Origin of the sequence: Enterococcus sp. DIV1067f, assembly GCF_050543505.1 — a bacterium.
GTDB lineage: Bacteria > Bacillota > Bacilli > Lactobacillales > Enterococcaceae > Enterococcus_D > Enterococcus_D entomosocium.
This window is the reverse complement of the sequence record NZ_CP172940.1, coordinates 2,652,322-2,663,981: the sequence shown is the minus strand read 5'-3', so window position 1 is coordinate 2,663,981 and position 11,660 is coordinate 2,652,322. Positions and strand designations below refer to the sequence as shown.

Here is an 11,660-nt window from a genome sequence, read left to right as displayed (position 1 = left end):
CTAAAATGATAAAAATACTTCTATTAAATAAAAAAGCATCACAGTTAGGCAAACTAACTGTGATGCTTTTTTATTGGCTATGGTTGGCTATGGAAATTCAACATCGAATGAACCATCTTCTGTTTTTACCAACTCGGATAATAATAAATTTCTGACTGCTTCTAGATAAATGGCTTCACGCATTTCAGTAAAAGAACGATGTGCTTCTACTTGAAATTCATAGATGGGGCGATGTTGTCCCCAGTTTCGCCCATTGATGACTGTTTTCAATTGTTGCAGGTTGTCTGATTGTTCGATCCAAAGAGTATCTAAGGCTTTTAAAAGAATGATTCGCTTGAAAAACAGTTGTTGGAAACTATCTGGCATAAATTGTTGAATGTGAATCAAACGCTCTGAAATCAGATCCAATAAAAATTTTTTGACCGTTCGCTTATTAAATTTATCTAGTTTCTCGATTTCAAAAACATCAAAATTATAGTCCAAATTATTAAAGATAAAATCAAGGATCGCTTGTTGATTTAGGTTCTCTTTTTTAGTGGTGAATTGATTGATTGTTTCTTCTATGCATTGATTAATGATGTTTTCTAACTCGACAGGGGTACCTTTCATAATGCTGTTTCTCATGCTGTACATTTTGTCTCTTTGAATGGTAATAATTGAGTCAAATTCTAGCGTCGTTTGACGTCCGGCAATTTCTTGATTTTTGCGATTGCTTTGTGACTGATTGATTAGTTTATTGTATTTTTTCTTTTTTAAGGGCGTGAGATCACTGGATAATTCTTCTTGTTCAGTTAATAATTCTCGTTCGTCGGCGGCCCATTTGGGTGCACTTTCAACCACGATTTTGTCTTCCATAGATACATAGAAAATACTGTCACCCGGATCTCCTTGACGTCCAGAGCGGCCCCGAAGCTGATTGTCAATTCGGTCACTGGTCATCCGCTCAGTTCCTACTACTAATAGACCACCATTTTCCCGTGCGTCTTCTTCCAGTTTAATATCTGTACCACGCCCAGCCATTGAAGTAGCCACAGTTACGGCACCTTTTTTACCAGCTTCTGAGATGATCCAGGATTCCTTGGTCGCTGTTGTAGCGTTTAAAAGATTATGAGGGATTCGATTCTTTAAGAGAATCAGGGAGTATAACGTCGACATTGAGACTGATCCTGTCTCAATCAATACGGGGCGTTCTTGCGTCAAAGCATTTCTTACTGCTTCTAAAGAAGCCATGATTTTCGACTGATTGGTCACATAGACCAGATCCTGATGATCTTTTCGGCGAATGGGTTTATTTGTCGGAATTTCGATTACGTCAATATCATACGTTTCTCGAAATTCGTCGGCGTCTGTTTTGGCAGTACCAGTCATTCCGGACAAAATTTTAAATTTTCGGAATAGGTTTTGGTAGGTAATGGAGCCCATGGAGCGGCTCTCTGTAGTAATCTCTACGCCTTCTTTCGCTTCGATTGCTTGATGAAGGCCAGCTTGTAGTTTTGTTCCAATCAGCTTACGTCCATTTGCTTCATCAAGCAAAAGAATCTCGTTGTCCTCCACAACATAGTCTTTGTTTAAGTGTAAGAGATAATTGGCCCGTAAGGCAATGACTAAATGACGGTAAAGACTTTTCCATTTTTCTGAAAGAATAGTTTCAATACCTAAGTAGTCTTCGGCTTTTTTTATGCCTGCTTCTGTAAACCAAGCGTGACGTTTGTTTTCACTTCTCATAAAGTCTTTACCTTCAATCAAGCTTTTCACAAACCAATCAGATAGCGTAAAAAAATTTGACTGAACTTTGGGTGCTCCTGAAATGATCAATGGCGTTTGCGCCATATCAAGTAATATTGCATCGATTTCATCTATCAGTACATAATTGAAGTGGGTGACATATTGTTCGTCTGGAGAAACAGCCAAGTTGTCAAATAAATAGTCAAATCCCAGTGCGCTATGCGTCGTATAGACGATGTCTGCTGCATAGACCACCTCTTTATCGATTTCTTCTCCTTCATCTTCATGTTCAGGAACACCTGCAGCCACGGATAGTCCTAGAAAACGATAGACTTTTCCCGTTTCTTCAATATCTCGCAAGGCTAAATACGTATTAGAAGTAATCAAGAAATTGCCTTTGCCTCCCAGACCATGTAAATACATCGGCATGGTTGCGGTCAATGTTTTTCCTTCTCCGGTTTTCATTTCAGCAACATTGCCGTAAAAAAGAGCAATTGCGCCAAGAATTTGAACAAAATAAGGCTCCATTCCTAAGACACGACGGTCTGCTTCGACAACGACAGCATAGGCTTGCGGGAGTAAACTCTCCAGTTTTTTACCCTGTTCGAGTTGTTGTCGAAAATGAATGGTTTGCATTTGCAATTCTTGATCTGATAATTGCCGATAGTTTTCTGCAAGACTTTGAACTTTTCTCGCCAACCGAATATACTTGCGAAACTTTTTATCTTTCATTTTTGTTGTTCCTCCTTTCAAAAACTTAAATTGCTTGTGGCTTAAGCTTAATCAGCAATGCTTTCTAATTTAGCACGAATCATGACGTCGTCTAGTTCAAAAAGATATTCCCTCATCAAATCATTGGCTTCTAAAAAAAAGACGATTTTTCCCTTCTGAGTAACTAGTTTCATCTTTCTTGATGCAATAAGTGGTTCTTTGTTTTGATCCAGTAGCGCTTCACCAGAACTTGTTACGAAGTGAAGTGAAAACGTATAGGTTTTGGTGCTATCCATATTATAGTAGGGAAATTCACCATGATAGATGGACTCTTGATCAACTGCTTCCAAAGAGTCATCAGTCCGCAAAACGACAGCTTTTAGGTTTAACTTAGGCGTCGGTTCATTGTCAGGGACCCTAGATTCTGCAGTCGGTGTTTCGTTGACTGTTAAATTTTCTTTCAAAAAAAAGATACCTCCTAAGAGCAAAACGAGAGGTATGATGACTTCAATTAGTTTTTTCATAGTAACGACCTTCTTTTGGGGGCTATTTCTCAGGAAATTCTCCCTTTTTTTTTCCAATCCTTGTATTTCTCTGATGACTATTTAAAGTGAGTAGTTTTTACTTATTTGAATTTAAAACGATGATACCACAATGACCAACCTCACCTTTTCCTTTTTTTTTTTCATTTCAACAAAAAACAAGTACAAAAGGCAATTTTAAACCTGTTACTATTTTGTTAAACCTTGCAGATTAAAAAAAAGTAAGAAAATTGGAGATGAAAATGAAGAATCAAAAAGAACTCATTCGAAGAATAATCGCGAGCTTTTTCCTTTTGTTCATTGTTGAGATAGGTAAGCATATCCAGGTTCCTTTTTTTATTTCAGAAAAGATACCAGAGGAATCAACTAGTTTGATTCTGAAATTTTTAGCGACATCAACCGGTGGGAATTTTACTGTTCCAACGCTTTTTTCTTTAGGGATGGGCCCGTATATGACTGCCCTGATCATCTGGACAACGATCAGCATGATTGATACAGAAAGTATCGGAAATCTTTCCACCAAACGAATTGGGTATATTCAACGCAGTTTGACTCTTTTATTTGCTATCCTTCAAAGTTGCGCACTGGTTTTAAAATTTCGTTCCTCAATGATTGATCAAAAAGCAATTGGAGGCTCTATTGTCCTGTTGTTTTTAGGAGCAGTTCTTCTTTTGACGGCTGGGGGATTGTTCGTTGCATGGCTAGCTGATATCAACATTGATAAAGGAATTGGAGGTCAAAGTCTGTTTATTGTTCCAGGTTTACTGATGAATATCCCAGCTATGTTAATTTCGGGACAAACAGAATCCGTTCATTTAAGTCAAAACTTTCTTATCGGGTTAGTTATGGTGACCTTAGTTTTTATTTATCTCACACTCTTCCTTTACAATGCAGAATACCGTATCAATATTGAACGGACAGGTATCGACAGTCGCTTTAACAATTCGTATATTCCTATTCGACTTTTACCTGCCGGGGCAATGCCTTTCATGTTTGCAGTAACTGTCTTTTCAATGCCGCAGCTTTTACTATTGAACGAAAAGTGGGGAGACACAGGCTTTTCAAATTTTATTACGACTTACTTTTCCTTTAATAATGTGCGGGGTGTTTTCACTTATGGTCTGATTCTCTATGTTTTAGGTTACGGATTTAGTTTTATAAATGTTCGACCATACGATATAGCCAAAAATCTAAAAGAGACGGGAGATTACATTTTAAATGTTGCTCCTGGTAAACAGACAGAGCGATATATATTGAAGCGTTTATCAACCGTTGCATTACTTGGCAACAGTTATCTTGTGATCGTTTCAATGATTCCCTTATTGATAGGATTGCAAAATCAAATCATTTCCAACTTAGCTTTTTATTTCGGAAGTATTTTTATGTTGATCATCATTTTAGAAACTATCACAAATGAAATACGGTTCCTCTTTTCCAGACATACTTACCGGATTTTTTAGAGGATGTTAGGAGGCAATTTTTTGAATTATTTTATCCCTGATTGGACGACCAGTAGTGGCAATTTAGAAAGTGATTATATGATGAATATCATTCAGCTTTTCAAGAACAATCGAGAACCGTATCACTTATTGTTATTGGAGCATATACCGTTTTTACGTTATCAGATGCATGCATATGAATTAGAAGTAGCGCAAATGACTTCGCTTTATGATCGCTTGCAAGACATTCAAAAAACCAATGGATTTCCCTTAGATGTCGATGACTTGCCTCTTGCTCAGAATGTGGAGAAGGTCTATACACCGTTTGGGATCACGCTGATTAAGGAAAATCAACCATTTGGTGAAATTCGGTTCAATTCATTTGGTTTTGCAGAACAGATGTCTATAATGACGGAACCTTATCGACAAATTCTCTTCTTCGATGATCGGGGATTTATTTCTGCAAAATCGTTCCAGAATGACAAAGGAGAACAAGTAAAGAAGATTTACTATAACGAATCAGGAAGGGAAAAATGTGTGGAATACTTTAGAGAAAATCCACACATTGAGCTGATAAATCCTCAAAGAATTGGGCTAAATAAAAGTCAGTATCAAAGCATGGATGAACTTCTTTTAGAGATGATGAATCAATTTCAACTGAATCTTGAGCCAGAAGATCAAACAATTTGTTTGACAAATGAGCGGAGTCTACGATTGGTCAAAACGAACGAGGAACGAAAAAGAGTGATCCAGATCGTTTCTGATGCCCACAGACTTTCAACTTGTGCATCAGATGAAAAAGCAGCATTATGGGCTGGCGAAAATAAAATCATTACGGATTCGACTAGTAATCAAACAGCGCTTTTCTCTTTAATGAAACAGTCCGGTGTCAATGACCTATCTCGGATACAGCGCATACCTATTTACACAACTTCTTTTCAGCTGGGCAATAGCAACTCCATTCCCCAGCTGGTTCTTTATTGGAACGCCGGTGAGCTTAACGAAGACGTTCGGAGAATCCATCATCTATTACTGCAAAAAGTTATTCAGAATGATCGTTATGACTTAATTATCGAAACGACGACATTCCAAAGCGAAGTCGTTTTACGAGAAGCACAAAAAGAACTGGTTGATACTCACTTCGGTGTCGATAGTGAATCTGAGGAGTATCAAAAGGTATTAAAATATTTTGAAGCAAAAAAGGCGAAAAAGTTATTTAAAACGGATGAAGAGGCGATTGAAGAGATCCGAGAAAGCAAAAATTGGCGAAATCTAGTAGAGGCAGTTGATGTCAATTTTAGGATTCACTTTCGTTTGGATTCTCATCTCACCACGATTCGTCAGGATTTCAATGAAACACGGTTGTATATTGATTTGTCTGCTGAAGTTGATGTCCAGAAACAAGCACTAGCTGTTAGTGCAGGGATTCCTCAGCTTGTTAGGAAGAAAACCGATTATGTGGATGACCAAAAGAATGGGCAAATCATTGGTCAAATTAGAGAATTAGATGCAGCAATCGCTTTTTACATGGACGATTTAAATAATTGGAACCAAGCATTAGTGGAAAATATTAGTTATATTGAGCGTTTTAGTGAGGAAAATATTATTAAACAATGGAGGGAGTTGCTAGAGGGTGTCGTCTAAACAGATTCAGGTATTTCATGTTGCAGCTGTTTCTTCTGAGGGGCAAAAGCAGCTTTCTCCTTTGTTTGCCTATCAGTGGCTTCCGTTGGCCTATGATTTCAGAAAAGATGAGCAGGAGCTACAGCTGTTTAAGAAAGACAAATATAATACCAAATACCATCGGGCAATTTTTCTTCTAGAGGAAAATGCCGCGATTCTTGAAAATTTGGAATATTTAAAACAATTGCCAGCCTACCAAATATTTTACGAAGAAAATGGGCGGCTATCTTCAGAAGTTCAAGCGCTATTCACATTAAAAGCAGCGAATCCTTTTGATAAAAAGCAGCTAGAAAATGTTTTTCGTACGATCAATGAGCAATTCTCAGCAAAGCAACAAGGATATAAGCTATCTATGGATCACATGAAATTTAATAAAACTGTCCCGTTGCAGATCGTTAAAGAAGGACATGCAGCCTGTCAGGTAAAGGCACACCTGACATCAGACGATCAGCAAATAATTACTTGGAAAATGACTAACCTGATTCCTAAAAATGAACGCACCTGTTTTTATCCGGAGATCGCAGATGTTCAAGGAGAAGTGACACTAAAAATCAAACTCTTTTTCATTAAAGAAAACACGAATCAAGTCATCCAAGTGATTGAGATCCTTCACGATCAAATCATAAATGGGGAGCCGGTTTACTTCAAATTAGATCAAAATTCATACATCAATGTTTCGTTGTATGCCAAAGGAAATCGAGGGCAATTTACGATCGGGCAGATGCACCTGCGAAGAGCAATGGCGGATGAAAGTGTCATGATTCCAGGAGGTGGTCGGATTCGGGATGAAGAGAATCTGGGGGGAGAAGTGATCTATTACTTTAATCCGGGAGATTTAAAACCTCCATTGGCGGTTTATTTTTCTGGCTATCGTTCAGCGGAAGGATTTGAAGGGCGTGGGATGATGGGAAGTATGGGTTGTCCGTTTCTGCTGATTGGTGACCCTCGTTTAGAAGGTGGGAATTTCTATCTAGGCAGCCAGAAATTCGAACAAGAAATCGTAGCGATCATCTTAGGGAAACTAGCACTGCTAGGATTTGAAAAGTCAGACCTCATTTTATCCGGATTATCGATGGGCACGTTTGGGGCGCTGTATTTTGCTAGCGATTTAAGCCCAAACAGTGTCATCGTGGGAAAACCGTTGACGAATCTTGGTTCCATTGCTCTAAATGAACGCATCAATCGACCAACTGGATTTCCAACCTCATTGGATATGTTGCTATACAATATTGGGGTTGTTTCAAAAGAAGCGAGCAGTCAATTGAATGAACGGTTCTGGAGCAAATTCAAAAGTGGCGATTATCGGGAGACAACCTTTGCGATCGCCTATATGAAACAAGACGATTACGACATGGAGGCATTTCCAATGTTGTTTGAATTTTTAAAAAATAATTTCCCCATGACTCGTGTTCTGTATAAAGGCATGATCGGCCGACATAACGATAATAGTCCTGCCATCAATAATTGGTTTTTGAAACAATACAAAAATATTCTCGTGTATACATTTCACCGCGATATCAAGAAAATATTATAGGGAATGAGGGAGTCGATGAATAGTTTATATCGTATCAAGTGGGGGATCGACTTTAATGACAATTATAATTATGGCGCAAAAATAGCTTATATGCCCTCTGGGGATGTCTTGTACTCTTCTCCTTTGATGCCTCCAGGCGTCAGTATTAAATCTTGGTATTCGAAAACAGAATTTCATATTAGTCGGAAATCACCAATGCTACCAATGTTACTGCCTGGATACAAGTACGAGTTAACACTTCATGCTGCATTCGATCGTAAGGAAGCAGTACAGCTATTGGTGGAATTTTTTGATAAGGATGGGTTTTTCCTTGAAAAACTAGTCTTCGAAACAAACCAAGAATGTTTTCTCTTTCCGCAAGGTGCCACTGATTATCAGATTCATATGGTAAACAAAAAGCATCAAGAGATTCATTTTAAGGAATTGGTTTTATCCACTAAGGAGAATCAAGCATTTGAAGTGGTTCCTATAAATGCAACCACTGGAGCAAACCAAGGCTCAAACATAGCAACCAGCGTTGTTGCGGTTACACCGTTGGTTGAGAAACATGCTGCCTTATCGGTCGTATTTGAAAAACAGAACAGCTATGTCAAAGAATATTCACTTTCAGATTTTGAAGTAGGATTGTTTGTTGAACCGGATACTAAGGCTGCATCATCGTATTTGGAAGTATTGCTTGAACAAATCTATCAGCGAAGCGACAGTCCCGAAAAAATCAACCTTAAAATGGGACAAAATTTTTCTTTGCTGGAGTCTTGTTACCACGAAGATTTTTCTGTATTAGCTTTATTATTTGCAAAGCCAAATGAAGAAGCCGAAGCACCCGAGCTTATGGATCGTCTGCAAAAAAAGATCGCACTTAATCAAAGGGCACTAAAAGTTTTAGAGAATGTAAAAGAAAACAGGAAAAAATCAACCTAATAAAGAGGGGGACATCATGAATTTTTTTGTAAATAAAGCAATGGGGATTGGTAATTCTGGTGTGGAACATGCACAGTTCTATCGTGCTGCTTGTTTTGATAGAAAAAATATTCCCTATAAGTATATTTTTATGGAGCTAGTGAAGAATATCCATGAAGCCATGGCGGCTTGGAAAATACCAGATGATAAAGTCATCTCCATGTGGGAATATTTTGCACTAGAAGGTGATTATTTAAGGCAAGGGGCTAAAGCAGTTTTTACTGCACAACAAGATCTCTTAGTAGATGCTACGAACACACATAGAATCAAAGAAACCATCACGTCATCAGGATTAAAAATCGTTGAGCATATGGAAAAATCTCCTAGTCCAAAAAAGGAAGGCTTACTGCTAGTTTCGGATTATCGGGTAGAGATTTTTGACTATCGAACGAATCAAAGAAAAATCATGTACAGTTATCGAAATGATTCGCATCGAGGAAGAGTAATGACGAATATTCATTTGTTTGCTTTCAAAGGCAAACATCGTTTCTTTAGAAATGAAGTCTTATTGCAGCGATTTTTCTTTAAACAACTGATAGAAGAATTCCCAGAAACCAAAAGTATCATCATTGATCGGGGGGAGGAAAGCGAGGCTGCTTTATATGATCATTGTCCTCCGGAAATCAAATTGATTGAGATCGTTCATGCCGATCATTTATCTGATCGTGACGTAGCTAGCGCACCTCTTTGGAACAATTACTATGAATTTGCTTTGACGCATTTGGAACAAGTCGCTCATATCGTTGTTGCGACAGAATTGCAAAGGCAAGATTTGTTGATCGATTTCCCAAACGAGTCCAAAAAAATTGTGACGATCCCGGTGGGAGGGATTCGCGATGTGACAGAAGATTCATTTGAATTAGGCAAACAACAGGCAGAAAAGTTTGTGACAGTCTCTCGTTTGGCATCCGAAAAGCACATTGATCTTGTGATGCGGGCAATTGCTGCAGCAAAAAAAGAACATCCAACGATCTCTTTAGACATCTATGGTCAAGGGGGAGAAGAAGGTAAGTTAAAAGCAGTGATCAAGGAGTTGAATGCAGAAGAGTACATTCGGTTAAAAGGGCATTCTCATGCAATCAATGAAGTATATCCTGATTATGATGCATTTATCTCTGGTTCTTTTTCAGAAGGTTTCGGATTGACTTATATTGAAGCTTTAAATGCAGGATTGCCAATTGTAACCTTCAAGGCTCGTTTTGGGGCCATGGAGTTGATCAAAGAAGGAGTCAATGGTTATTTGAAAGATTTTTCTAGAACTGATGAAGCTTATACTATTCAGCAACTAACAGATGGCATTCGTCAGTTGACTGCTTCTGATCTGAACCAACTTAAAGCCAATACCCGCAAGTCTGTACGAATGTTTCAAGACGCGATAATTGCAGAGAAATGGAGTGAGTTGATCGATGCATTATGAATTAGTCACCGTGATCCGACCAAATGACCGAATTTGGATGGCACAAAAATCACGAATCAAAGAAGGAAGTCAAGTGTTGTCCATCTCACCGAGTCCAAATTTTCAAGCGATGCTCCAAAAAGAAGCATTGCAGGGAATAAATATTTTAGATCAAGTGACACAGCGCAGTCACGATCCAGAAGCCTTTCTGTTTTTTAACCAAGTACCAACAGCTTACTCTACAGAAGTTTATATGAACGAGGACCGGACCATTTCCTTGATCACTGATGGAGATGAAGTAGGTAAAGTGAGCTTGTATCCTATGACTAGAAGACATGTCAAAGAAGTTCGCTACTTTTATCCTGATGGCACGACAGATTTCATTGAAGAATATGCCGCAGATGGGAAATTATTCTCAACTATTTATTACTGCAATGACCAGGTTCAAGAGATTGCTTTTTTCAATGATCAGCAACAAAGTATTCTGAATTACTATTTTTATCAAGGCACCATCAATTTAGTCACGATTCGTGATACAGAAACATTCAAGGTAACTCAAAAATTTAACACAACACTTGATTTCATTCGTGATCAGTTAGCTTTTCGGTTAACAGAAAATGATACAGTTGGCATTTCATATATGGGGTTAGAATTATTTTCTCTAGCAAAATCCAACTCGACAAATACACTTTATCTGGAAGAATCGCCGCTTGATGGCAAAGGGAATATCAAAGGGAACTTAATGAGTATTTTAGATGACCGCGTTCCTTATATTCATAAGGTAGAAGTCGATCAAAAGAATTATCAGTTGTTGGCAAACAAAAATGTATGCTTGGACAAAGTTGTGTTGAAAGGATGAAGACAAAATGAAAAAAATGAAAACCACTGAATTGTATGAGCAAATTATGTTGTTAATAAAAGAGAACAGCGGGTCCATGCTCACTTTTGAGAAGGAACAAGAGGAAGCAAAGAAACTTTTTGCTCATCAAAACGCATTGATTGATCAGCTGATTCAAATCAATCAAGAAATGAAAGCAATGATGAACAAGTCAGAAAACGATATCGATCTAAATGTGATCCAAACATTAAAAAAACAATTCAATGCATCTTTTGAGCAGCAACAGGAGGAGCAAAATAAATTACAAATGATTTATGAGAAGCTCTTTTCTGCTTATGAGGTTGAAAAGCAAATGCTTCGAACCTATTTTTTGAATGAAACCGAGCAGATCATTGAACGGTTAACCTCAACCGTCGAAAGACAAGATAACGATGTGAATCAATTGAGTCAAGAGCTGATTGATGAGCTTCGGGCAGTGGAAGTAGCAGAGGTAGTGAATGAGATAGCTACAAACGAAAATGAACCAGTAGAAAATGTTTCAGAACTGAGTGAATCACTACAACTGGCACACGATCAGAACCAGTAGATAAACCAGTTTTCTTCATAGTTGTTTGCCGAAAATAAACTGGGAAGAGGTGATTTCGTTGGCGAATAATCAGCTAGAAAAAACGATTCAAGCGGGATTTCAAGAAGAACGAGAAAACGTAAGAAATCACTCAGAAGAAAAGAAAAAGGGCAAAGCGATCACCATCGTGCTTTCCTTAGTTATGTCGATCGTGATCCTTGGATCGTTGGTTTATTCTTTATTGGAAGCATTACAGAAGTAAGAATA

General features: G+C 38.1%; 10 protein-coding genes. 8 read left to right on the top strand and 2 right to left on the bottom strand.

All coding sequences use genetic code 11. From position 1 onward, the window contains the following. Positions 1 to 87: 87 nt before the first annotated feature. Positions 88 to 2,457, bottom strand: a complete 2,370-nt coding sequence (gene secA2, locus IGJ42_RS12265; protein ID WP_430615613.1) for an accessory Sec system translocase SecA2 — start codon at positions 2,455 to 2,457, stop codon at positions 88 to 90. Between the two features lie 47 nt (positions 2,458 to 2,504). Then, positions 2,505 to 2,900 carry a hypothetical protein gene (locus IGJ42_RS12260; RefSeq protein ID WP_228085301.1) on the bottom strand — a complete coding sequence of 132 codons (396 nt, stop codon included), beginning with the start codon at positions 2,898 to 2,900 and terminating at the stop codon, positions 2,505 to 2,507. A 320-nt stretch (positions 2,901 to 3,220) separates the two neighbouring features. Here IGJ42_RS12260 and IGJ42_RS12255 point away from each other — a divergent pair, with 320 nt between their 5' ends. The 8 genes from IGJ42_RS12255 to IGJ42_RS12220 are packed head-to-tail and all read left to right on the top strand — an operon-like array spanning position 3,221 to position 11,655. Then, complete coding sequence (locus IGJ42_RS12255) at positions 3,221 to 4,438, top strand: accessory Sec system protein translocase subunit SecY2 (protein WP_086316472.1); 1,218 nt, start codon at positions 3,221 to 3,223, stop codon at positions 4,436 to 4,438. Between the two features lie 21 nt (positions 4,439 to 4,459). Continuing rightward, on the top strand, positions 4,460 to 6,061 hold the full coding sequence (gene asp1 / locus IGJ42_RS12250; RefSeq protein WP_430615610.1) for an accessory Sec system protein Asp1: 1,602 nt from the start codon (positions 4,460 to 4,462) through the stop codon (positions 6,059 to 6,061). Further along, on the top strand, positions 6,051 to 7,634 hold the full coding sequence (gene asp2, locus IGJ42_RS12245) for an accessory Sec system protein Asp2 (RefSeq protein WP_430615607.1): 1,584 nt from the start codon (positions 6,051 to 6,053) through the stop codon (positions 7,632 to 7,634). Before asp1 ends, asp2 begins: the two co-directional genes overlap by 11 nt. Positions 7,635 to 7,649: 15 nt before the next feature. Next, the gene (gene asp3, locus IGJ42_RS12240) at positions 7,650 to 8,555 is read left to right on the top strand and encodes an accessory Sec system protein Asp3 (RefSeq protein ID WP_430615605.1); all 906 of its coding nucleotides are present in this window, start codon (positions 7,650 to 7,652) and stop codon (positions 8,553 to 8,555) included. A 16-nt stretch (positions 8,556 to 8,571) separates the two neighbouring features. Continuing rightward, on the top strand, positions 8,572 to 10,011 hold the full coding sequence (locus IGJ42_RS12235; RefSeq protein ID WP_430615602.1) for a glycosyltransferase: 1,440 nt from the start codon (positions 8,572 to 8,574) through the stop codon (positions 10,009 to 10,011). Continuing rightward, positions 10,001 to 10,849, top strand: coding sequence for a hypothetical protein (locus tag IGJ42_RS12230; protein WP_061053137.1), 849 nt, complete (start codon positions 10,001 to 10,003; stop codon positions 10,847 to 10,849). Before IGJ42_RS12235 ends, IGJ42_RS12230 begins: the two co-directional genes overlap by 11 nt. A gap of 7 nt (positions 10,850 to 10,856) precedes the next feature. Continuing rightward, on the top strand, positions 10,857 to 11,414 hold the full coding sequence (locus tag IGJ42_RS12225; RefSeq protein WP_430615600.1) for a hypothetical protein: 558 nt from the start codon (positions 10,857 to 10,859) through the stop codon (positions 11,412 to 11,414). 58 nt (positions 11,415 to 11,472) lie between these two features. After that, complete coding sequence (locus IGJ42_RS12220) at positions 11,473 to 11,655, top strand: hypothetical protein (protein ID WP_034872028.1); 183 nt, start codon at positions 11,473 to 11,475, stop codon at positions 11,653 to 11,655. The last annotated feature ends 5 nt before the right edge of the window (positions 11,656 to 11,660 follow it).